Source organism: Lelliottia sp. RD5 (assembly GCF_056032945.1).
This window is the reverse complement of the sequence record NZ_JBVYHQ010000001.1, coordinates 645,584-666,653: the sequence shown is the minus strand read 5'-3', so window position 1 is coordinate 666,653 and position 21,070 is coordinate 645,584. Positions and strand designations below refer to the sequence as shown.

Sequence of the window (21,070 nt, the reverse complement as noted above, 5' to 3'; positions counted from 1 at the left end):
ATCAGAACGATCAAGAGACCCTAAGCGCGTTTTCTGGAAATGGTTGAAAGTCGGTGAGTTTTAATTCAAGACTGCAAACGATACGCGCGATATTATTCGCGTCGCCAGCCAGGCGCTGGACAGGATCTGGAAAGACGGTTTCCGCTACATGAAAGCGGGCATCATGCTGAGTAATTTTTTCAGTCAGGGCGTCGCGCAACTCAATTTGTTTGATGAACACACGCCGCGACCCGACAGCCAGGCATTGATGCAGACCATTGATAAGCTGAATGTCTCCGAGCGTGGGACGATATGGTTTGCCGGGCAGGGCATTCAAAAAAGCTGGGCGATGAAACGGGAAATGCTCTCTCCGGCCTATACGACGCGATACGCCGATTTGCCCGTGGCGAAATAATCATTTCCGCTCAGGAAACAAGACAGTAAGCTTTGCTGATGAAACATGTCAGGCATCCGTTAATGAATCATTCTGCTTTAGGGTATCGCGCCTTTGGCGAACCTGAGTCTGTCCTGCACGTCGAGTCGAGACCACCGGCACCGCTGCCTGCCGGGCAGATCCGGGTGAAAATGCTCTTTTCTCCGGTGAATGCCTCGGATCTGATTCCGATGACGGGCGCCTATCGTCATCGGACGCCGCTGCCGGCGGTGGCAGGTTACGAAGGGGTCGGCGTGGTAATGGAAGGGCCACCACATTGGCTCGGGAAACGCGTGCTGCCGTTACGCGGGCAGGGCACCTGGCAAAACAGTGTGGATTGCCCCATGGCACTGGCGGTTCCCGTACCGGACGACATCGAATCAACGCTCGCGGCTCGCGCGTACATCAACCCGCTGGCTGCCCAAATGATGCTCAATCTTTACCCCCCGAAGGGAAAGCGGATCGTGCTGACGGCGGCCGGGTCCGACTGCGCCGCGCTGCTCGGCCAGTGGGCGATCAAGGCGGGTGCTGACGCGGTGTATGGGATCCACCGATCGCCTGCGCATGCCGAAAGGTTGCGGGCGATGGGCATCATTCCGGTTTCGCAGCAGGATACGGCGACCATTAGCGCCATTGCTGCGCAGGCAGAGAGGGTGTACGACGCCACGGGGGGAAGGCTGGCGGACGGGATTCTGGACGCAATGCCGAAGACAGGGATTTTTGTCTGCTATGGGTTGCTTTCGGGTACGCCGTTCAGGCAGCAGCCGCAGGTGCGGTGGTTCCATATTCGAAACTATCTGGATGCATTAAGCAGTGATCAATGGCAGGCAGAATTTTGTGAAATTTGGCCGAAGCTGCTGGCGAGTCACTATGGCGACGTGACGCTGTTTCCGCTGGCAGAGTGGCGAGCGGCGCTGGCGTATTATCGCCAGGCTGGACGGCTCGGTAAGCCGATGTTCGCGATGCACGACTCACGCGTTCCAGTCCTCTGGTGAGAAGAGGACTGGCGCGAAAACTTATCGGTGACTCATATCGCTCAGCAACACGGCGATCGTCTGTCCGCCTGCGGTCTGTTCCAGACCAATTTTGACAATAATCGTCAGCGGAACGGAGAGCAACATGCCCACCGGACCGAGCAACCATCCCCAGAAAATCAGTGATAAAAAGACCACCAGCGTGGAAAGCCCAAGCCCACGTCCCATCATTCTCGGCTCCAGAATGTTACCGAAGACCAGATTAATAATCAGATAGCCCGCCAGGACGACCAACGCATCGTAAAATCCGCTAAAGACCAGTACCTGAGTAATCGGGGGGATGGCGGCCAGCACAGAGCCGATATTCGGAATATAGTTGAGTGCGAAGGCCAGCAAGCCCCACACAAATGCAAAACGCACATCCAGCACGGCAAGCATGGCCCATGCCACCAGCCCCGTCACAATGCTGATCGCGGTTTTAAGTACCAGATAGCGCGACACGCTATCCAGTGCGCGTTGGATTGCGCCCATGCCCTCAACCGGTCGCACCATCATCTGCTGCAGTTTGACCGGCAGTTGCGGCACCTCGACCAGCATAAACACAACGGTCAGCAGCAGCAGGAAAATGGAGGTCATGGCGCTGGAAAGCTGCGCCAGAAGCGCCGTCACCAGCGTCATCGCCGCATTCGGGTCGATATACTTCAGCAGCTCCTCAACGGACACCTCAATACCCGCACGCTGCAGCCAGGGTTCCATCTGCTGCAACGGAATCACCAGTTTTGAACGGTACTGCGGAAGCGTTCGGGCCAGCTCGTTCAGCGATGTTCCGAGATAGGTTACCAGCAGCGCCATCGCCATAATGATAATGGTGATGAGCAGCAAGATCGCCAGTACCCGCGGGATGCGCCAGCGGACCATTCGTTGCACCAATGGGTTAAGGATCACCGCGATAAACAGCGCCAAAATGAAAGGCACGATGATATCGGCGGCGAAACGGATTCCGGTGAGAATGATCACCAGCATTCCAAGCATAATGACGATTTTTAATCCGTTCAGGGTAATGATGGGCTTAGCCATGTGAGTTCCTGCTCTAATCCTTTTTTTTATAATAATAGCGATGCGCCTTTAATATGCGAATGTAAGTTAAACAAGCAGAGTAAAGAAATGAAAAAGTTTTGAGTTAATTCCTAGCTTATGGTACAAATCAGGCGTGTTTAACTACCGAGGACAATTTTCATCCGCAATGACGAGAAGCAATACCGCGGATAATTGTAATATTATGGACAATCTGTTCAGGACGTACTTTTCAAATAACACCGCTATTTTCTCAACCTCTCTCTTCCTGCTGTCCGGTGAGCAACACTGGCGCAACGCACTATAGTCCTGCCTTCTGCCTGAGCTGACGCGACGCGTTTAGCTATCTGACGTATTTCATTTTTTTGGGTTTGTCGTTTTCGACAAGCTGCAATGGATTATATTCTCAAGCAGGAGAAGACCATGTTTTACTGGATACTATTAGCCCTGGCCATCGTGGCTGAAATTACGGGGACCTTGTCGATGAAATGGGCAAGTATTAGTGATGATAATACTGGCTTTATTTTAATGCTGGTGATGATTTCCCTTTCGTATATTTTCCTGTCGTTCGCGGTAAAAAAAATCGCGCTCGGCGTGGCGTATGCGTTGTGGGAGGGGATCGGTATTCTGTTGATTACGCTGTTTAGCGTAATGTTATTTGATGAAGCCCTGTCAGCGATGAAAATTGCCGGTCTGGCTACGCTTGTTATCGGAATTGTGCTGATTAAATCAGGGACACGCAAACCGACGAAACAGCAAAAGGAGCAGGCCCATGCAACAGTTTGAATGGATTCATGCGGCCTGGCTGGCGTTGGCCATCGTACTGGAAATTATGGCAAACGTGTTCCTGAAATTCTCTGATGGTTTTCGCCGAAAGGGGTTCGGTTTACTGTCCATCGGCGCGGTCTTAGGCGCATTTAGCGCACTTTCTCAGGCGGTAAAAGGGATCGATCTGTCGGTCGCCTACGCGCTGTGGGGCGGTTTCGGTATCGCCGCCACGTTGGCAGCTGGCTGGATCTTGTTCGGCCAACGCCTTAATCGTAAAGGCTGGATTGGCCTGATTCTGCTGCTGGCAGGAATGGTGATGATAAAACTGGCCTGATGTGATCGCTGCCTGCATTTACGGGCAGCGAAATTCGCGCGCTGTATTACGCTTAGAATTATGTCATTCCAAGAGAGCAGCGAATGTATAACCCCTTAAGCTGGCGCAATATTCCTTCCGCAAAAACGCTGTTTGTCATGATTTTTATGGCGGGGATCGGTTTGGTCGTTTCCGTGGTCGCGCTGCTTTACCTTTCGCTGCACCTGATCAGCAGTAAAACCAATGAGATAGATGAACATCGCTCTGCGCTGTCTGTTCAGGGGGCAATCCAGACGTCGACGAATCGCGTCTGGTCGTTGGTGATTGATAATGCCGTCTGGGATGACGCCGTGCGGGAAGTTTATCCGCCGGTGTTAAATACCGACTGGCTGTATAACACCTGGGGTGCAGGCTTTAAAATCAATAATCTGTACGACGGCACATTCGTGCTCGACGAGCATTTCCATGTCATGTGGGGCTCACTTCAAAGCCAGCCGTTTAAAGAAACCAACCTCGACTTTTTTGGATACGGCCTGAAAGCGTTGATCCGTGAAAATGCGCAGGCATTGCAGGCAGAAACGAAAATTTTTGCCGGGATCACCCGTACGCGTCAAGGTGTCGCCTTTGTCGGGATTGGGCTGATTCGTCCCATGGTGGGGCGCTTGCAGGTGAAAAATAACGTCCGCCGTTATCTGGTGATCACGCGCCATATCAGCCCTCAGATCCTGAGCGATCTGGGAAATACCTTCCAGATAGAAAACCTGCATTTCACCCGGGATCACATCAGCGAATACAGTACTCCGCTAAAAAGTTCGGCAGGTGAAATCCTGGGTTACCTCAACTGGCAGCCTCAGCAGCCGGGAGCGCAGGCGGCAAGGGCAGCCTCAAACCAAATCACACAAATCGTTATCCTGGCCTCGGCGCTGATTTTGCTGTTTATTCTGGTGAGCAGCGTGGGGTTATACAAACTCGCTCGTGGCGAAAATCAGGCCAGACGCGTAGCGCGTACCGACTGGCTGAGTCATCTGCCGAATCGACGCGCCTTGATCGAAGAGCTGGAACGGGTGAGTTTGCGCGGTGATATTGACGTGAAAACCGTGGTCTTTATCGATCTGGACGGCTTTAAGGATGTGAATGATATTTACGGCCATGACGTGGGCGATGAACTCATTATTCTGCTGGCAAAGGCGCTCAGCGAAAGGGTGCCGCAGGGCGGTATGCTGGCCCGAATGGGCGGCGACGAATTCGCGATGACCATTGGCGGGGACGACTCACAGGCGCAGGCCTTGACCTTTGCAAACGACGTTCTGGCGTTCCTGGATGCGCCCGTACGCATTGGTGAACGCACCATTCATATCAGCGCCAGCATTGGGCTCGCCAGCGGAACGCTGATCGAATGCACCAGCTCGGAATTATTCCGCCGGGCAGACATTGCGATGTACCACTCCAAAATCACCGGAAAAGGGCGCATCACACAGTATGATGCCGAGCTGAACAGCGCTCGCGAGCGGCAGCTGGCGATTGAAAACGAAATTCGCGACGGCATGGAACGCGATGAATTCGATGTCTGGTATCAACCGATTATTGATGCGCGCAGCCAGAAAATGACCAGCGTTGAAGCGTTAGTGCGTTGGCCGCGTCGTCCGGCGGGAGAGCTGAAACCGGATGAATTTATCAGCATTGCGGAAACCAGTGGGCTAATTTATAGCCTCGGTCAGTTCGTGCTGCGCCGCGCCTGTCAGGATCTGGAGCCCTTCAGCGATCTGAAACTGTCAGTCAATATTTCTCCCGCGCAATTTCGCGATCCCGAGTTTGAAGAAAAGGTCGCGAAAGTCATTGAGATGACCCGTTTCCCGGCAAATCGGCTGCAACTGGAAGTGACCGAAACCTACGTTCTGGAAAATCCTGAACGTGCGCGCGCCGCCATCGCCAATTTAAAAGCGTTGGGAACTGCCGTCGCGCTGGATGATTTTGGAACGGGTTATTCCAGCATTGGCTATTTGCGCCGCTTTAATTTCGATACCATCAAAATCGACAAATCCCTGGCCGGGCTGGTGGATAACGACGAGCAGGCGATCGCGCTGGTCAGCGGAACGGTGCGTATAGCGAGCGCATTGGGCATGGCGGTGGTTGCTGAAGGGGTGGAAAACGAAAAGCAAATGAAGCTACTGCGCCTCGCGGGCTGTGACCAACTGCAGGGATTCTGGTTCAGTCAGCCGATGCCCATCGAGGCGATTATTGAATTGCGTAAAGTCAGATACTGTTGAGTTATTCCTGCGACAACGCTTCCAGTTTGTCGCGAAAACCGGTCACCGATAACGCACGGTTATCCGCGCGCCAGCGATCTTTGGCTGCCGGAGCAGAACTTTGCACGCCAATCAATTGCCAGCCTTTATCCGTTTTCAGCATCAACGGTGAACCGCTGTCGCCCGGCAGCGTGTCGCATTGATGCGATAACACGCTGGTTTGCGCCCAACCGGTGACGATGCAATCGGTGTGCGTATAGAGTGAATCCAGATGATCGACCGGATAACCGGACTGGGTGACTTTGCGATCGGCGGCTTTGAGCGCCTCGGTCAATGCGGCTTTATCGCCGTCAAATAACGGCAGCGGCGTGATACCTGACGGCGGATAGCGCAGCACCACTAAACCAAAATCCCACTCCGCGGCTGACGGGGGAACAATCCAGCCATCGCCGTCGGGCTTTAAGCGTTTACCCAGCGACGGTTCGACGCGACCTTCCACGCCATGAATGTCATAACGCCAGACGCCTTTTTTGGAGACAAAACGCAGCGCAACGACGTTATCCGGTTTGCCTTTCGGCGGAATGAGCAGACAGTGTCCGGCGGTCAGCGCCAGATGAGGGGAGATCAAGGTCGCGGTGCATAAGTTACCGCTCGCGGTTTCCAGTTGCCCAATGGCATCCCAGGGTGATTCAGTCGGATCGGCGACACGCGTACGGTCATCATGACCAAAAAAAAGCGTTTTGATCTCTTTCGCGTTCACAGCGTCATCGTCGCCGTCATCCGCATGGCTAAAACCAGAAAAGAGGCAGAACGTTCCCAGTAAGCACACAACTATTTTCCGCATATCACACTCTGGTGGGGTAATTATGATTATTAAACGTGAACCCTATTAAAATACTATAGACGGGACGGCGAGAAAGTGGGAGTAAAATCAGCGTGCTACATTCAGGAAAGATAAAACCGACAGGCGATGAGCGCGCATAAAATAAGCGTGATAAGAATGAACTCAAACCGATAGCGTCGCAGCATACGGCCTCCGGAAATAAAAACGGCGCTGATCCGACTCCGGTTCAGCACCGGTCTGCAACGCGCCCCGAGGGGCGCGATTAAGCTCGAACGCTTACGCAGCTGGCTGAGCAGCAGGTTTAGCCGCTTCGTGTTTCACTGCTTTTTTATGATGTTTTTTAGCGGCTTGCGCTTTCTGCGCTACGGCAGGTTTCGCAGCAGCTTTGTGGTGTTTTTTCGCAGCCTGGGCTTTCTGCTCAACGGGAGCAGTGGTCGTTGCAGGAGCGGCTTCTTGTTTTTTCACTGCTTTTTTGTGGTGTTTCTTAGCAGCCTGAGCTTTCTGCTCAACCGCTTTTTTGTGTTTTTTGTGGTGCACAGTTTTCGCTGGCGCCGCTTTCATGGTGGTCGCTGTTGCGGTAGCAGGTGCAGCGGACGCTGTAGTTTCAGCAGCAAACGCAGCAGAAGACAGACCCATAGCAGCGGCAACAACCAGAGCTAATACTTTTTTCATTCTCATACCCTCGAATTTGGTTTTTCATTTAACCCCACTGCGGGGCCGTTGAAATAACTATATCCATTTGGGGTTGAGCCTTCCGTGAGTCATTGGTTTCGGCGTGTAACGGAATGTACAGCGCCGGGGACAGGCCCCGGCGCGGGCTATTACAGATAGCGGGAGGTGAGATGTTCACGGAAATAACGACTGTTCAGATCTTCACCGGTTGCCTGCTCAATGAGCTGCGACGTGGCAAAGCGGCTGCCGTGCTGCCAGATATTCTGGCGTAGCCAGTCAAACAGCGCGGAGAAGTCGCCACTCGCAATCGATGACTCCAGTCCGGGTAACGCGTTTTTGGCCGCGCTGAACAGCTGCGCAGCATACATCGCGCCCAGCGTGTACGACGGGAAGTAACCAAAGCCGCCGTCGGTCCAGTGGATGTCCTGCATACAGCCGTTACGGTAGTTGTCCTTGGTCGACAGGCCGAGCCAGGACTGCATTTTTTCATCCCACAGCGCCGGGATATCTTCCACTTCGATTTCACCGTTAATCAGTGAGCGTTCGATTTCGTAGCGCAGCACGACGTGTGCCGGATAGCTCACCTCGTCCGCATCGACGCGGATGTAACCCGGCTTCACGCGCTGGTTCCAGGCGATAAAGTTCTCTTCGCTGAAGGCGGCCTGGCTGCCAAAACGCGCATGAACAGCCGGGAGCAGGTGTTTCAGGAAGGCGTTGCTGCGCCCGAGCTGCATCTCAAAGAACAGACTTTGTGATTCGTGAATGGCCGTCGAACGCGCCAGAGCGACAGGCTGTCCGAGCCAGTTGCGCGGCAGATTTTGCTCATAACGCGCATGGCCGGTTTCATGTACCACGCCAAACAGCGCGCTCAACAGTTCGTTTTCGTCGTAACGGGTAGTGATGCGGACATCTTCAGGGACGCCGCCGCAGAACGGATGCGCACTCACATCCAGACGACCCGCATTAAAATCGAAGCCCAGCATTTGCATGGCTTCCAGGCCGAGCTCGCGCTGCACGGCAGTCGGGAAAGGCCCTTGCGGCGGAACAAAGGATTGTTGCGCCTGCTTTTCCACCACGCGGGCGAGCAAATCCGGGAGCCAGGATTTCAAATCACCAAACACGTTGTCCAGACGGGCGCTGGTCATATCCGGTTCAAAGATATCGAGCAGTGCATCATAAGGGGTGCAGCCTTTCGCTTCGGCACGCAGGCGCGCCTCCTCACGGCTGAGTTTGACGACCTCTTTGAGATTGGCGGAAAAACCTTGCCAGTCGTTGGCCGGGCGCTGCGTACGCCAGGCGTGTTCACATTTGCTCCCCGCCAGTGATTTGGCTTCAACCAGCGATTCCGGCAGTAAAGACGCTTGCTGGAAGAGTCGTGTCATCTCACGCAGGTTGGCCTGTTCGACGTCGTTTAAATCTTCGCTTTCGGCGGACGCCAGCCATTCACCGACTTTCTTATCGGTGAGGATCTGATGCTGCAATACGCTCATTTCGGCCAGGGCTTCACCTCGGGCCTGGCTGCCGCCTGGTGGCATCATGGCGAACATATCCCAACTGGCGATGGAGGAAAGATGCGAGAAACGGGAGAGACGCTGGAACGTGCGGGTGAGTTGTTGATAGTTATTGTTGTTCATGAAGTCCTCGTGTCTGAATCGGGCAATGACAAAAAGTAGCATTCGTCCGACTGAAACACGAGGTTATTCAACGTTAATGCAGACGTTTATGCAGGCTCATCCCCACCAGCAGCGCTGCGCACAGCATCAACGCGATAAATCCACCGACGCCATTCCAGCCGTAGCGGTGCCAGAAAACGCCGCCGAGCGTCCCGGCGATGCTGGAACCCAGATAATAACTAAAGAGATACAGCGAGGAGGCCTGGCCTTTAGCGCGACGGGCGCGTGGGCCAATCCAGCTGCTGGCGACCGAATGGGCTGCAAAAAAACCGGCGGAGAACAGCAGCATTCCGGCGAAAATTAGCCATAAAGATGAGAACAACGTCATCAGCAATCCCGCCAGCATCACGCCGATGGACGTCAGCATGACCGGACCGCGCCCGAAACGCGCGGTCATTGCGCCAGCTTTGGGCGAACTCCAGGTGCCAGTGAGATACGCCACCGACAGCAAGCCAACAAACGCCTGGCTCAAATGCCACGGCGAGAGCATCAGGCGATAGCCAATATAGTTAAACAGCGTGACGAAAGATCCCATTAACAGGAAGCCGGTCAGGAACAGGCGCGGCAAACCCTTATCGCGCCAGTGCAGGCGGAAATTGATCAATAGCGTTTTGGGCCGCAGCGACGTGGGACGAAAATGACGCGATTCCGGCAAAATTCGCCAGAACATCAGTGCGGCGGCAAGGGCGAAGCAGCCAATCACCGCCAGGGCGATGCGCCAGTTAAAGAGATCGGTGAAAACACCGCTGAGCAGGCGACCGCTCATACCACCGATTGAATTCCCGCTAATATACAAGCCCATCGAAAAGGCGACAAAACTGGGATGAATTTCTTCGCTCAAATAGGTCATGCCAACTGCCGCGACGCCGCTTAACGACAGCCCAATCAGCGCGCGCATCACCAGAATCCCGTGCCAGCTGGTCATCATTGTCGACAGCAGGGTGCACACAGAGGCCAGCAGTAACGCCGTGACCATCACCGGTTTGCGTCCGATAGCATCTGAAAGCGGGCCGGTAAACAGTAAACCGACCGCCAGCATACCAGTTGAAATTGAGAGCGAAATACTGCTACTGGCAGGCGACACGCCAAATTCATGAGACAACACGGGAAGAATAGGTTGAACGCAATACAGCAGGGCAAATGTCGCCAGTCCTGCTGAGAAGAGCGCCAGCGTGACGCGCATGAAAGGGGTTGTACCACGTTTAATAAATTGGGTTGGCTGAGGTGTTGCAGGTAAATCATCAATGTCGCTTGCCGGGGCGATATCAACGGTTGTTGTACGACTCACGTAAGATCCTTGCGAAAACGTCCCCGTGATGACGGGGATGGGAATGACCACAGGATCAGGGTAGGAAATTGTCAATATTCTGTCTAATATATTAATAATCTCAAATGATACGTTAAACATATGAATATTGAGCTGCGCCATTTACGCTATTTCATTGCCGTGGCCGAGGAGCTGCATTTTGGCCGTGCGGCGGCGCGGCTAAATATCTCCCAGCCCCCGCTGAGTCAGCAGATTCAGATCCTTGAGCAGCAGGTGGGTGCGCGGTTACTGGCCCGCACCAACCGAAGCGTCAGCCTGACGGCAGCGGGCAAACAGTTTCTTGCGGATAGCCGTCAGGTGCTGAGTCTGGTGAATGACGCGTCTGCCCGTGCGGAGCGGCTACATCTGGGCGAAACGGGCGAACTGCGTATCGGATTTACCTCGTCAGCGCCGTTTATCAGCGCGGTTTCGCATACGCTTTCTACCTTTCGTCGCCATTATCCGGATGTGCATATCCAGACCCGCGAGATTAACACCCGTGAACAGATTGTTCCGCTGAATGAGGGATCGCTGGATTTGGGGCTCATGCGCAATACGCAGTTGCCCGACACGCTGGCGTGGGAGGTAATTTTACGGGAACCGTTAATGGCGATGATCCCGCGGGATCATCCGCTGGCGGCGCAGCCGTCGGTGACGCTGACCGAGCTGGCGCAGGAGCCGTTTGTCTTTTTCGATCCTCATGTTGGGACCGGTTTGTACGATGATATTCTAGGGTTGATGCGTCGTTACGGGTTATCGCCAGTGATTACGCAAGAAGTGGGTGAAGCCATGACCATCATCGGCCTGGTTGCAGCCGGGCTAGGGGTGTCCATTTTGCCCGCCTCGTTTAAACGCGTGCAGCTAAATGAAATGCGCTGGGTGGCGATAGCTGAAGAGGATGCCGTATCGGAAATGTGGCTGGTTTGGCCAAAACATCATGAGCTCAGCAATGCGGCACAGCGTTTCAAAAAACAGCTGATTGACGGGGCCCGGTAAGCAATCTTTGCTATAATGCCCGTAAAAAATGTGCAGTAAATCACAAGGCTAAGTAAATATTTGACGACCACGTGTCAAGTGCTTCACCATAGCCCAAAGTTTATTTCGAAGCGCGAAAATAAGGATGTAAGAGGTGGTTGCTGCTGATAGTCAGCCAGGACATATTGATCAGATTAAGCAGACCAATGCGGGCGCAGTGTACCGTCTGATTGATCAGCTTGGTCCGGTTTCGCGTATCGATCTTTCTCGCCTGGCGCAACTGGCACCTGCCAGTATTACCAAAATTGTACGAGAAATGCTGGAAGCCCACCTGGTTCAGGAAACTGAAATTCAGGAACCCGGCAGCCGTGGCCGTCCGGCGGTAGGCCTGGTGGTGGAGACAGAAGCCTGGCATTACCTGTCGATCAGGATCAGTCGTGGCGAAGTGTTTCTCGCGCTGCGCGACCTGAGCAGCAAAATGGTGGTGGAAGACCGCCTTGAGCTGCCGCTCCAGTCTGAGCAAACGCTGCTCGAGCGTATTGTCATTCATATCGATCAATTCTTTATCCGTCATCAGCAAAGGCTCGAGCGCTTAACGGCGATTGCGATCACCATGCCCGGAATCATTGATACGGAAAATGGGATTGTCCATCGAATGCCGTTTTATGACGATGTGAAAGACATGCCGCTGGGCGAAGTGCTCAAAGCGCATACCGGCGTGCCGGTCTATATTCAGCACGATATCAGCGCCTGGACGATGGCGGAGGCGCTGTTTGGCGCGTCCCGCGGTGCGCGAGATGTGATTCAGGTGGTTATCGATCACAACGTGGGCGCGGGGGTCATTACCGACGGGCGTTTACTGCATGCGGGCAGCAGCAGCCTGGTGGAGATTGGCCATACGCAGGTCGACCCCTACGGCAAGCGCTGCTATTGCGGTAATCATGGCTGTCTGGAAACTATCGCCAGCGTCGAAAGCGTGATGGAGCTGGCGCAATTGCGTCTGAGCCAGTCCATGAGCTCGTCTTTGCATGGTCAACCCTTAACCATGGATTCACTGTGCGGCGCGGCGCGGCAGGGCGATCTGCTGGCAAAAGATATTATTACCGGCGTGGGCAACAACGTCGGGCGCATTTTGGCTATTATGGTCAATCTTTTTAATCCGCAAAAAATCCTGATTGGCTCACCCCTGAGCCAGGCCGCCGATATTCTGTTCCCGGCGATTTCCGACTGTATTCGTCAGCAATCCCTTCCGGCGTACAGCAAAAATATCGTGGTAGAAAGCACCCAGTTTTCTAACCAAGGCACCATGGCAGGCGCGGCGCTGGTGAAAGATGCGATGTATAACGGCTCGCTATTAATCCGGTTGTTGCAGGGTTAACTGTTTTTTCACTGATGCCATAAAATTTGCGCTATCTCAATCTGGACTCTGCGCGCATACCTTAGACTCACTCCACTGAATTATTTACCTGGTTTATATTTTCAAAGCATAACGGTGGAGTAAGTCATGCTTAAGCGTTTCTTTGTAACGGGTACCGATACCTCTGTTGGTAAAACAGTGGTCTCCCGCGCTTTGCTGCAAGCCCTGGCGGCGGACGGTAAAAGTGTGGCGGGGTACAAACCGGTCGCGAAAGGCAGTAAAGAGACGCCAGAAGGCCTACGCAATAAAGATGCGCTGGTGCTGCAAAGCGTCTCAAGTTTTGAACTGCCTTATCATGCGATCAATCCCATTGCGCTGAGTGAAAACGAAAGTAGCGTCGCGCACAGTGGTCTTATTAATTATTCCTTACTGTCGAACGGTCTGGCTGAGCTGAGTGCGATGGCCGATCATGTGGTGGTAGAAGGGACGGGCGGCTGGCGTAGCCTGATGAACGATCTGCGTCCCTTATCCGAATGGGTTGTACAGGAACAACTGCCGGTGCTGATGGTGGTGGGTATTCAGGAAGGGTGCATTAACCACGCGTTGCTGACGGCTCAGGCCATCGCGAACGACGGTCTGCCGTTGGTCGGCTGGGTGGCTAATCGCATCAATCCAGGCCTTGCGCATTATGCAGAAATCATCGAGGTGCTCAGCAAGAAACTGCCGGGACCGCTGGTGGGCGAGCTGCCATATCTGCCACGCGCCGAACAGCGCGATCTGGCTCATTACATCGATCTTACGATGTTTGATGATGCCCTAACGGTAGACCGGGTTGTGGCGTAACGCCTCCTCAGAAAACAAAAAACCGGGCAGCTAAGCGCCCGGTTTTTTATTGCCTATAGAACGTGGGATTTAACTGTCGCTATGAATATTCAGCGCCCGACGCGTGCGACCAGAACTTAAATACTCTGCAATATAATCCTGCGAAATCTCGCCGTTATAGCGGCCGTCTTCGTCAACGATAGGCATCCAACTGGTGTTGCTCTCATACAGACGCGACAGCACCACGCGCAGGTTGTCTTCCGCTTTGCCCGTCATTCTGAAGGGATGCAGCACGTCGGCACAAAAACCGGTGGCCTGACGCGCTTCGCGGCGTTTAACAAAGCCCAGCGGCTTACCCATGCCATCCACAACGGTAATCGCACGGATATCATTGTCATCCATAGTCGCAAAAGCCTCCGGTAATGAGGTCGATTCGCGCACCGTAATGGTCGGCTGCTGATCCGTGACGTCACCCGCCGACACCAGAAGCAGGCGCTTCAGCGTACGGTCCTGACCAACAAACGAGCCGACAAATTCATTGGCCGGTTTCGCCAGCAGTTCGTCCGGGCTGGCGCATTGCACAATCCGTCCCTGACGGAACACGGCGATACGGTCACCCAGCTTGAGCGCTTCGTCAATATCGTGGCTGACGAGCATGACCGTCTTTTTCAGCTTGCGCTGCATCTCCAGGAACTGGTTCTGGATCACTTCACGGTTGATCGGGTCAACCGCGCCGAACGGTTCATCCATCAGCAGAACCGGAGGATCCGCCGCCAGGGCACGGATCACGCCAATACGCTGCTGCTGACCGCCGGACATTTCGCGTGGGTAGCGGTGAAGGAATTTATGCGGGTCCATCGCCACCATATCCATCAGCTCTTCGGCACGCGCTTTACTGCGCGCTTTATCCCAGCCGAGCATGCGCGGGACGACGGTAATGTTCTCTTCGATGGTCATGTTAGGGAACAAACCAATCTGCTGGATCACGTAGCCGATGTTACGGCGTAGCGTAACCGTGTCCATTTCGTTGGTGTTTTCGCCGTTAATCAGGATGTTGCCGCTGCTCGGCGCAATCAGGCGATTAATCATCTTCAACGTCGTGGTTTTCCCGCAGCCGGACGGGCCAAGCAGAACGCACATTTCACCTTCAGGCACGTTGAGATTGACGTTGTCGACGGCCTTAAACGTCTGGCCATTTTTCTGCGAAAATTGTTTAGTGAGATTTTCCAGTTTTATCATTATCGAATCCCCTTCGGAGTCAGCACGACCTGCAGGCGATGAAGCAGCCAGTCGAGCACAATAGCTAAAAGACAAATCATCAATGCACCCGCGATCAACATGCGAATGTCACTGCCGCCAATACCGTTGAGCAACAGCAGACCCAGACCACCCGCGCCGATCACGGCAGCAATGGCCATCACACCAATATTCATCACCACGGCGGTACGGATCCCGCCAAAAATCACCGGTAAGGCCATCGGAATTTCTACCCAACGCAGACGCTGCCAGAACGTCATGCCAATCCCGCGCCCGGCTTCACGCAGGCCCGGCGGCAGGCTATCCAGCGCGGTGTGGGTGTTACGCACAATGGGTAACAGTGAATAGAGGAACACGGCGGTGATGGCGGGCAGGGCACCAATCCCCTGACCGATCAGCGAAAAGAGCGGAATCATCAAACCAAACAGCGCAATCGACGGAATGGTGAGCACAATCGTCGCAATCCCCAGTACGGGCGTCGCCAGCCATTTATGGCGCACAATCATGATCCCCAGCGGTACGCCGATAATAATCGCCAGACCAACCGCTAACCCCACCAGCCACAGATGCTGAAACGTCAGCGTGAGCAGAAAACTCCAGTTATCAAGCATGTAGTGAATCGTATCCATAGCGCCTCCTATAGCCCTTTGCTACGCAGGAAATCACGGGCGACCTGCTGCGGTGACTGATGGTCGATATCTACCTTCTTATTTAGCTCGGTGATAACGTCGTTATTCAGCTGGCTGGATAGGGTGTTCAACGCCTCTTCCAGACCCGGGTTCGCCTCCAGCGTGTCTTTACGCACCACGGGTGTCACGGCATAGCTCGGGAAAAAGCCTTTATCGTCTTCCAGTACTTTGAGGTCGAATCCTTTCACGCGGCCATCGGTGGCATAAACCAGCCCGGCATCCACAAATCCATCTCGCACGGCGTTATAGACTAACCCTGGATCCATCTGGCGAATCTGCGGGCGATCCAGTTCCATCTGATACGCTTCCTGCAAGGGTTTCATGCCGTCGCTACGTCCGGCGAATTCGAGGTCTAACCCGAGCATCCAGTTGTTATCCGGATCGGTTTTACGCACCTGTTCGATTTTCGCTACCATTTCCGACATGGTATTGATGTGTTCTGCTTCAGCGCGTTTACGCTGCATCGCAAACGCATAGGTGTTGTTCATATTCGCGGGTTTCAGCCACACCAGACCGAGCTTGCCGTCCAGACGTTTAACGGTGTCGTAAGATTCCTGCGGCGACATGCGTTTATTAATGTGGTTAAAGATAATCAGCGAGGTGCCGGTATATTCCCACGTCATATCAACCTGTTTGTTGATCATGGCGTTACGCGAAATCACCGTCGCGATATTGGTTTTAGGCTGCACCTCAAAACCTTTTTTTTGCAGATACTGCACGGTCATGGCCGAAAGAATATGTTGTTCGGTAAAGCTCTTGGTGGCCAAAACTAACGGTGCGGCCTGCGCCTGTGTCGCGATGAATGCGGCTGCAGCCAGCGCGGCGAGGCTTGAAGACAGTCTCATAAAGGCTCCTTGTTATTGTTATCGCGCAATGTGCGGGCTCATGACGCGGCCCAGCGCCGCGAGCAACGTGTCCAGAATCAGTGCAAAAAGGGCTGTCGCTGCCGCGCCCAAAATCAGCGTCGGGAAATCGTTCAGATAGATGCCCGGGAAAATCAGTTCGCCATAGCTGCTGGCGCCAATCAGGAACGCCAGCGGCGCGGTACCCACGTTAATCGCGGTCGCAATACGGATACCGGACAGCATTACCGGTAACGCGTTCGGGATTTCCACCTGGTATAAACGCTGCCATTTCGTCATCCCGATACCGTTCGCAGCTTCGAGCAAAGACGCTGGCACTGAGCACAGACCGGCATAGGTGTTACGCACAATCGGCAGCAGTGAGGCGAGGAATAGGGCGACGATCGCGGGCTTATCGCCAATGCCCAGCACCACCATCGCCAGCGCCAGAACGGCCAGCGGCGGAAGCGTGTTACCGACGTTAAAGAGTTGCATCACGTATTCGGCAACGCCTCGCGCCGCCGGGCGACTGAGTAATATTCCGCTCGGGATCCCGACCAGGAGGGCAAAAAACATCGAAGAGAAGACCAAAATCATGTGCTGCTGACCCAAATAAAGCAGGTCCACCTGACGTGCTTTTATCGTATCCAGTCCAATTCCCCACGTCAGCAGAGCGAGGACCACAACTATCGCGCCGGCGAAAAGCAGCGTGCGTTTCAGTAAAGATGATTGCATTGCGATGTGTCTCCCTGTGCGCATGCGTTATTGCAACCCATTGATTGCCTGTTGTTATGCCATGTATCGGCAGGGGTACATGACCTATAGCAAGCGAATGGGAAGGGTTCCAGCGAAGCGGCAAAATTACTGAAGCGGCGTTTGCAACATAAACAGGGGGTTACGCCTTACGGGAGAAGGGCTGAAGGCGTGTCGCCAGAATTCTCCTAAACGTAATGCGCCAAAAGTGACACCGTAACAAGCGAGGCGGCGCACGGCAGAGTATTCAGCCGTGCGGACGGGGGAAGGGTTAACGATAAAGCGTTTTTTCAATGACCGGGATCGGTAGCCGCGATTGCCAGTCAACCAGCGTCATCTGCGCAAGTTCAGCGATACCGACGTAAAAAGGATGGCGAGCATTTTCACGTAACACCGTCAGGAAACGCTGACTCCATGGCAGCAAGTGCCATGCCAGCAGCTGATCGCACGCGTCTTCGTGACCCTTTTCACTTAGCCACGCAGCCAGCATCAGCATTGTCCCGAAATGATCTTCCGGCTCGTTTTGCGGCATGTCGAAGGTAATGCCGTTATCGCGCATCCACTGACGCAGCGCGAGAGTGGACTCCCCAAACAGAACGGACTCACGATCCAGCCAGACGGAGCCCCACGGCGGAGCAGGCAACGCCCATGGACCGATGAACAAACGCTGCCAGGCCTCGGGCAGGGTTTCATCCGTGGTTGCGCGCAGTTTATCCGCGACGGGCAGTAAAGACTCTTCCGCCAGCGGCCAGTCACGATACCAGTCGGTCGTCGTTAACGCGGTAACCAGTGGCACTGCCTGCTCACTGTCAGGGGGAAAATAAAATACTGCACCGAGGGCTCGGGCGATGATGGCAAACGACTCGCGGTGGGAAACCTCTTTCATCACAACATTCCTTGCTCGCGTGACTGTTTTCACGCTTCAAAATAGGGAGGGAGAATGATGAGAGAGTGTGGCGTAATCAGGGGGATTAAACATTAATCCCCATCAATGGCGGGCGCATTATGCGGATATTTATTGCGGCTCGGTTGGCGCATTTTCTTGTGCGCCTGCGCTACTGGCAGGAGAGTTACCGCTGCTGGTGCGCGTATAGAGGATCTTGAACGTATCATTGGCGCAATGACCCACAACTTGCGCATCCGGCTGATCGGCCTGATCGTTAGGGACAATATTCAACGTGAAACCCGATTCAGGTACGCCGTTATTGATGATGCGCTGCTGAATATCGCTCTTTACACGCTCGCAAGAATCCGGGGCGGCCAGTGCCGCGGGTGAAGCACCGATCAACAATAGGGTGGTAATCCAGGTTAACCGTTTCATAAAGCACTCCTTTTGTCTGTGTATGACATTCATTTTAGCAGGCAGGGCTTCACTCTTGGTCATGTAAGGCAACTTTCTGAAAAATCTTAGAAATTATTCTTCAGTAACGGAAGTGTTTTTATCAAAAGAAATTCAAATAAATTATTGGCCATTATTTCTTACATTAAATAAAAAAGCGTAGAGACTTCTTTCCATTGCACTCTTTAATTATGGTTTTTGATATTTGCGCATTTAATTGTTGGTGCTTAGGCTTGCTAATGGATGTTTCATCTTAGGTATTTTATAAAAACATATCGAATAAGGAGATATAATGTTAACTCAAATAAGTTTGTCGGAAGTGGAACGTAAAGATGCGATGTATTTGTTAGAGCAGAGCATGGGATTTGTCTGGCAAGCCTCATTGCGGGCGGTAGCTGAACTGGGTGTGGCTGACCGACTCCTTGAAGGGGACAAAACAGCCGATCAGCTTGGGAGTGAGTTAAACGTCGATGGCGCGTTTTTACTGCGTGTTATGCGAATGCTTGCTTCCCGAAATGTGTTTCATGAATCGTCGGACGGCTTGTTTTCACTCACCCCGACTGCCCGGTTCTTATGCGCCGAGCATCAACACTCCTTGCGCGCAGCGGTGCTGATGCTGACGGATAAAACCTTTTGGCAACCGGCGGCGGAAATCAGTGATATTGTTGCCGGGAAACACGTGTTTAACAGTATGTTTGGCATGTCGTTTTATGAGTATTGGGGGCAAGATAACCCGGCAACCGAGGAGAATGTTTTTCATGCAGGCATGTCTTCGATGTCGAGCGTAGAAAACGAAGTGCTTGTCGACTGTTATGATTTTCCAGAAGGGGCCTCGGTAATTGATATTGCTGGTGGTTTTGGGAATTTATTGTTAACCGTTTTACGCAGGAATCCATCACTACATGGCATATTATTCGATCAAGAAAAAGTGCTTGCGGGAAATCGGCTGCATTTATTAGATGACGATACGCGTTGGGACACCGTCGCAGGCAGTTTCTTTGAACAATGTCCGCAAGCCGATATTTATTTACTTAAATATATTCTGATGGACTGGTCAGATGCTCAGGCCAGTCAAATATTGCAAACATGCCGGAAATCGATGAAAGCAGAATCCCGACTATTAATTCTGGAACCTGTTATTAAAGATATTAATAATGAACCAGGGAGATATGAGATCGACCTTTTACTGTTGACCAGCTTTGAGGGAGGGCGTGCACGGACTGAGCGAGAATATGCCGATATGCTGGCTGGCTCAGGGTTAAAAATCAATCGTGTGATACATACCCCGTCTTATTTATCGATTGTGGAAGCTGTTTTAGCCTAAATTTCTAAGTGGCTTGACGCTCTTTCTGAACTGGCAGGATATAATTATTCTGAATTGAGGTTTTACCCGGAAGTAAACCGCTGTATATTGCTAATATTAATGGAGTTAATGTCCACGTATTGGTGAAAATGTGAAGAAATTAGCAGTGATGATGGCGCTGACAAGCATGCTGGCAGGATGTGATAACGCCTCCGCGCCGCTGTCTTTCACGCCAGAGATGGCCAGTTTTTCGAATGAATTTGATTTTGATCCGCTACGTGGACCCGTAAAAGATTTCACCCAGACGCTGTTTGACGAAAAAGGTGAAGTGACCAAACGTGTTACTGGCACGATGTCTGCTGAAGGGTGTTTCGACAAACTCGAGCTGCACGATCTGGACGCGAACACGGGCGTTGCGCTGGTACTGGATGCCAATTTTTATCTCGATGCAGAGACGCAGCAGCAAAAGATCAAGCTGCAGGGCAAATGTCAGCTGGCTGAATTGCCATCCGCTGGCGTCACCTGGGATACGGACGACAAAGGTTTCGTGGTTAGCGCGCATGGAAAAGAGATGGAAGTGAACTATCGCTACGATGCTGATGGGTATCCGCTGGGAAAAACCACAAAGTCTGGCGGGCAACAGCTTTCCGTGGCGGCAACGCCATCAAAAGATAAGCGCAAGAAACTGGATTATTCCGCGGTGAGTTTGCTTAATGATAAGCAGCTTGGCACGGTGCAACAACGCTGTGAATACGACCGCCATAACAACCCGGTAAGCTGCGAGCTGAGTATTAAGGATGAGAGCGTTAAGCCAGCGGTTGAGCACAAATTTACGATTAAAAACAGCATTGATTATTATTGATCTAATATGAAAAACCGCGCATCTACTGCGCGGTCGGTTTCAAAATCGTGCTGCCGTGTGCTTTATGGTCCACTAAATACTGATGCTGGAAAATGCACATACGGATGGTGTTGCGGTACTCACCGTTGATAAAGAACTCGTGGATCAGCTCACCTTCCACCATAAAGCCAAGCTTGCGATAGATGTGTATCGCCTTTTCATTTTCTTTATCAACAATCAAATAGAGCTTATACAGGTTTAATACCGTAAACCCGTAATCCATCGCCAGTTTCGCCGCACGGGTGGCGAGGCCTTTTCCCTGGAAATCCGGCGAAATGATGATTTGAAACTCTGCCCGGCGGTGAATGTGGTTGATCTCAACCAGCTCAACTAAACCGGCTTTATCGCCATTACACTCCACGACGAAACGGCGTTCGCTCTGATCGTGAATGTGTTTGTCGTAGAGGTCAGACAGCTCGACAAACGCCTCGTAAGGCTCTTCGAACCAGTAACGCATGACGCTGGCGTTATTGTCGAGTTGATGCACAAAACGTAAATCTTCACGCTCGAGCGGTCTGAGTTTTACTGCTAACGGGCTGGCCATGTTCAT

Annotated in this window: 23 protein-coding genes and 1 pseudogene; 11 read left to right on the top strand and 13 right to left on the bottom strand. The window is 53.0% G+C overall.

What is annotated here, in order from left to right; genetic code table 11:
* Window positions 1-73: 73 nt before the first annotated feature.
* A pseudogene (locus AC0LWE_RS03340) lies at window positions 74-394 on the top strand (DUF4113 domain-containing protein); the annotation flags it as partial.
* 62 nt (window positions 395-456) lie between these two features.
* Complete coding sequence (locus tag AC0LWE_RS03335) at window positions 457-1,407, top strand: zinc-dependent alcohol dehydrogenase family protein (RefSeq protein ID WP_202666824.1); 951 nt, start codon at window positions 457-459, stop codon at window positions 1,405-1,407.
* Between the two features lie 21 nt (window positions 1,408-1,428).
* On the opposite strand, the gene AC0LWE_RS03330 is transcribed toward AC0LWE_RS03335, so the two are convergent.
* A complete protein-coding gene (locus AC0LWE_RS03330; protein WP_059178781.1) occupies window positions 1,429-2,463 on the bottom strand; it encodes an AI-2E family transporter in 1,035 nt (344 codons plus the stop codon).
* 133 nt (window positions 2,464-2,596) lie between these two features.
* On the opposite strand from AC0LWE_RS03330, the gene AC0LWE_RS03325 reads away from it, so the two are divergent.
* The 4 genes from AC0LWE_RS03325 to AC0LWE_RS03310 all read left to right on the top strand — a co-directional run bounded on the left by AC0LWE_RS03325 (window position 2,597) and on the right by AC0LWE_RS03310 (window position 5,808).
* On the top strand, window positions 2,597-2,767 hold the full coding sequence (locus tag AC0LWE_RS03325; RefSeq protein WP_096759521.1) for a protein YdgV: 171 nt from the start codon (window positions 2,597-2,599) through the stop codon (window positions 2,765-2,767).
* 116 nt (window positions 2,768-2,883) lie between these two features.
* Entirely contained in the window at window positions 2,884-3,246 is a 363-nt protein-coding gene (mdtJ, locus tag AC0LWE_RS03320) for a multidrug/spermidine efflux SMR transporter subunit MdtJ (RefSeq protein WP_059178782.1), read from the top strand.
* Window positions 3,233-3,562, top strand: coding sequence for a multidrug/spermidine efflux SMR transporter subunit MdtI (gene mdtI / locus AC0LWE_RS03315; protein ID WP_059178783.1), 330 nt, complete (start codon window positions 3,233-3,235; stop codon window positions 3,560-3,562). Before mdtJ ends, mdtI begins: the two co-directional genes overlap by 14 nt.
* Window positions 3,563-3,645: 83 nt before the next feature.
* Window positions 3,646-5,808 (top strand): bifunctional diguanylate cyclase/phosphodiesterase, encoded by a 2,163-nt coding sequence (locus tag AC0LWE_RS03310; protein ID WP_059178784.1) that lies wholly within the window; start codon window positions 3,646-3,648, stop codon window positions 5,806-5,808.
* Window position 5,809: 1 nt separating this feature from the next.
* Here AC0LWE_RS03310 and AC0LWE_RS03305 read toward each other — a convergent pair whose 3' ends face one another.
* From AC0LWE_RS03305 to AC0LWE_RS03285, 5 genes are all read right to left on the bottom strand, one after another.
* Window positions 5,810-6,631: a trypsin-like serine peptidase gene (locus AC0LWE_RS03305; RefSeq protein WP_059178785.1), complete on the bottom strand. Its 822-nt coding sequence runs from the start codon at window positions 6,629-6,631 to the stop codon at window positions 5,810-5,812.
* 101 nt (window positions 6,632-6,732) lie between these two features.
* Window positions 6,733-6,816 carry a small membrane protein YdgU gene (ydgU, locus tag AC0LWE_RS03300; RefSeq protein ID WP_106379807.1) on the bottom strand — a complete coding sequence of 28 codons (84 nt, stop codon included), beginning with the start codon at window positions 6,814-6,816 and terminating at the stop codon, window positions 6,733-6,735.
* Window positions 6,817-6,907: 91 nt separating this feature from the next.
* On the bottom strand, window positions 6,908-7,303 hold the full coding sequence (gene asr / locus AC0LWE_RS03295; protein ID WP_059178786.1) for an acid resistance repetitive basic protein Asr: 396 nt from the start codon (window positions 7,301-7,303) through the stop codon (window positions 6,908-6,910).
* A gap of 149 nt (window positions 7,304-7,452) precedes the next feature.
* Window positions 7,453-8,937 (bottom strand): carboxypeptidase M32, encoded by a 1,485-nt coding sequence (locus AC0LWE_RS03290; protein WP_219346622.1) that lies wholly within the window; start codon window positions 8,935-8,937, stop codon window positions 7,453-7,455.
* A gap of 73 nt (window positions 8,938-9,010) precedes the next feature.
* The gene (locus AC0LWE_RS03285) at window positions 9,011-10,264 is read right to left on the bottom strand and encodes an MFS transporter (protein WP_219346621.1); all 1,254 of its coding nucleotides are present in this window, start codon (window positions 10,262-10,264) and stop codon (window positions 9,011-9,013) included.
* Window positions 10,265-10,384: 120 nt separating this feature from the next.
* Between AC0LWE_RS03285 and AC0LWE_RS03280 the strand changes: the two genes are divergently transcribed.
* The 3 genes from AC0LWE_RS03280 to bioD all read left to right on the top strand — a co-directional run bounded on the left by AC0LWE_RS03280 (window position 10,385) and on the right by bioD (window position 13,457).
* Window positions 10,385-11,278, top strand: a complete 894-nt coding sequence (locus AC0LWE_RS03280) for a LysR family transcriptional regulator (protein WP_219346620.1) — start codon at window positions 10,385-10,387, stop codon at window positions 11,276-11,278.
* A 133-nt stretch (window positions 11,279-11,411) separates the two neighbouring features.
* Window positions 11,412-12,635 carry a sugar metabolism global transcriptional regulator Mlc gene (gene mlc / locus AC0LWE_RS03275; RefSeq protein WP_059178790.1) on the top strand — a complete coding sequence of 408 codons (1,224 nt, stop codon included), beginning with the start codon at window positions 11,412-11,414 and terminating at the stop codon, window positions 12,633-12,635.
* A gap of 126 nt (window positions 12,636-12,761) precedes the next feature.
* The gene (bioD, locus tag AC0LWE_RS03270; RefSeq protein ID WP_131486463.1) at window positions 12,762-13,457 is read left to right on the top strand and encodes a dethiobiotin synthase; all 696 of its coding nucleotides are present in this window, start codon (window positions 12,762-12,764) and stop codon (window positions 13,455-13,457) included.
* Window positions 13,458-13,526: 69 nt separating this feature from the next.
* On the opposite strand, the gene osmV is transcribed toward bioD, so the two are convergent.
* From osmV to AC0LWE_RS03240, 6 genes are all read right to left on the bottom strand, one after another.
* On the bottom strand, window positions 13,527-14,675 hold the full coding sequence (gene osmV / locus AC0LWE_RS03265; RefSeq protein WP_059178792.1) for an osmoprotectant ABC transporter ATP-binding protein OsmV: 1,149 nt from the start codon (window positions 14,673-14,675) through the stop codon (window positions 13,527-13,529).
* Window positions 14,675-15,322 (bottom strand): osmoprotectant ABC transporter permease OsmW, encoded by a 648-nt coding sequence (gene osmW / locus AC0LWE_RS03260; protein ID WP_219346619.1) that lies wholly within the window; start codon window positions 15,320-15,322, stop codon window positions 14,675-14,677. Before osmW ends, osmV begins: the two co-directional genes overlap by 1 nt.
* 8 nt (window positions 15,323-15,330) lie before the next feature.
* On the bottom strand, window positions 15,331-16,227 hold the full coding sequence (gene osmX, locus AC0LWE_RS03255) for an osmoprotectant ABC transporter substrate-binding protein OsmX (RefSeq protein WP_059178794.1): 897 nt from the start codon (window positions 16,225-16,227) through the stop codon (window positions 15,331-15,333).
* Between the two features lie 18 nt (window positions 16,228-16,245).
* Complete coding sequence (osmY, locus tag AC0LWE_RS03250; protein ID WP_059178795.1) at window positions 16,246-16,959, bottom strand: osmoprotectant ABC transporter permease OsmY; 714 nt, start codon at window positions 16,957-16,959, stop codon at window positions 16,246-16,248.
* 289 nt (window positions 16,960-17,248) lie between these two features.
* Window positions 17,249-17,863: a Tat proofreading chaperone DmsD gene (gene dmsD / locus AC0LWE_RS03245; RefSeq protein ID WP_202693482.1), complete on the bottom strand. Its 615-nt coding sequence runs from the start codon at window positions 17,861-17,863 to the stop codon at window positions 17,249-17,251.
* A gap of 129 nt (window positions 17,864-17,992) precedes the next feature.
* A complete protein-coding gene (locus tag AC0LWE_RS03240; protein WP_012017317.1) occupies window positions 17,993-18,298 on the bottom strand; it encodes a DUF1161 domain-containing protein in 306 nt (101 codons plus the stop codon).
* A 310-nt stretch (window positions 18,299-18,608) separates the two neighbouring features.
* Here AC0LWE_RS03240 and AC0LWE_RS03235 point away from each other — a divergent pair, with 310 nt between their 5' ends.
* The gene (locus AC0LWE_RS03235; protein WP_219346618.1) at window positions 18,609-19,640 is read left to right on the top strand and encodes a methyltransferase; all 1,032 of its coding nucleotides are present in this window, start codon (window positions 18,609-18,611) and stop codon (window positions 19,638-19,640) included.
* A gap of 130 nt (window positions 19,641-19,770) precedes the next feature.
* A complete protein-coding gene (locus AC0LWE_RS03230; RefSeq protein ID WP_216981441.1) occupies window positions 19,771-20,481 on the top strand; it encodes a YnfC family lipoprotein in 711 nt (236 codons plus the stop codon).
* A 22-nt stretch (window positions 20,482-20,503) separates the two neighbouring features.
* Here the strand turns inward: AC0LWE_RS03230 and speG are convergent, their stop codons facing one another.
* On the bottom strand, window positions 20,504-21,064 hold the full coding sequence (gene speG, locus AC0LWE_RS03225) for a spermidine N1-acetyltransferase (protein ID WP_059178800.1): 561 nt from the start codon (window positions 21,062-21,064) through the stop codon (window positions 20,504-20,506).
* Window positions 21,065-21,070: the final 6 nt, after the last annotated feature.

Excerpts from the sequence above, each read along its gene's own strand:
- AC0LWE_RS03335 (WP_202666824.1), top strand. The coding sequence starts at position 457 with ATGAATCATTCTGCTTTAGGGTATCGCGCCTTTGGCGAACCTGAGTCT.
- AC0LWE_RS03330 (WP_059178781.1), bottom strand. The coding sequence starts at position 2,463 with ATGGCTAAGCCCATCATTACCCTGAACGGATTAAAAATCGTCATTATG.
- mdtJ (WP_059178782.1), top strand. The coding sequence starts at position 2,884 with ATGTTTTACTGGATACTATTAGCCCTGGCCATCGTGGCTGAAATTACG.
- mdtI (WP_059178783.1), top strand. The coding sequence starts at position 3,233 with ATGCAACAGTTTGAATGGATTCATGCGGCCTGGCTGGCGTTGGCCATC.
- AC0LWE_RS03310 (WP_059178784.1), top strand. The coding sequence starts at position 3,646 with ATGTATAACCCCTTAAGCTGGCGCAATATTCCTTCCGCAAAAACGCTG.
- AC0LWE_RS03305 (WP_059178785.1), bottom strand. The coding sequence starts at position 6,631 with ATGCGGAAAATAGTTGTGTGCTTACTGGGAACGTTCTGCCTCTTTTCT.
- ydgU (WP_106379807.1), bottom strand. The coding sequence starts at position 6,816 with ATGCTGCGACGCTATCGGTTTGAGTTCATTCTTATCACGCTTATTTTA.
- asr (WP_059178786.1), bottom strand. The coding sequence starts at position 7,303 with ATGAAAAAAGTATTAGCTCTGGTTGTTGCCGCTGCTATGGGTCTGTCT.
- AC0LWE_RS03290 (WP_219346622.1), bottom strand. The coding sequence starts at position 8,937 with ATGAACAACAATAACTATCAACAACTCACCCGCACGTTCCAGCGTCTC.
- AC0LWE_RS03280 (WP_219346620.1), top strand. The coding sequence starts at position 10,385 with ATGAATATTGAGCTGCGCCATTTACGCTATTTCATTGCCGTGGCCGAG.
- bioD (WP_131486463.1), top strand. The coding sequence starts at position 12,762 with ATGCTTAAGCGTTTCTTTGTAACGGGTACCGATACCTCTGTTGGTAAA.
- osmV (WP_059178792.1), bottom strand. The coding sequence starts at position 14,675 with ATGATAAAACTGGAAAATCTCACTAAACAATTTTCGCAGAAAAATGGC.
- osmW (WP_219346619.1), bottom strand. The coding sequence starts at position 15,322 with ATGGATACGATTCACTACATGCTTGATAACTGGAGTTTTCTGCTCACG.
- osmX (WP_059178794.1), bottom strand. The coding sequence starts at position 16,227 with ATGAGACTGTCTTCAAGCCTCGCCGCGCTGGCTGCAGCCGCATTCATC.
- osmY (WP_059178795.1), bottom strand. The coding sequence starts at position 16,959 with ATGCAATCATCTTTACTGAAACGCACGCTGCTTTTCGCCGGCGCGATA.
- dmsD (WP_202693482.1), bottom strand. The coding sequence starts at position 17,863 with ATGAAAGAGGTTTCCCACCGCGAGTCGTTTGCCATCATCGCCCGAGCC.
- AC0LWE_RS03240 (WP_012017317.1), bottom strand. The coding sequence starts at position 18,298 with ATGAAACGGTTAACCTGGATTACCACCCTATTGTTGATCGGTGCTTCA.
- AC0LWE_RS03235 (WP_219346618.1), top strand. The coding sequence starts at position 18,609 with ATGTTAACTCAAATAAGTTTGTCGGAAGTGGAACGTAAAGATGCGATG.
- speG (WP_059178800.1), bottom strand. The coding sequence starts at position 21,064 with ATGGCCAGCCCGTTAGCAGTAAAACTCAGACCGCTCGAGCGTGAAGAT.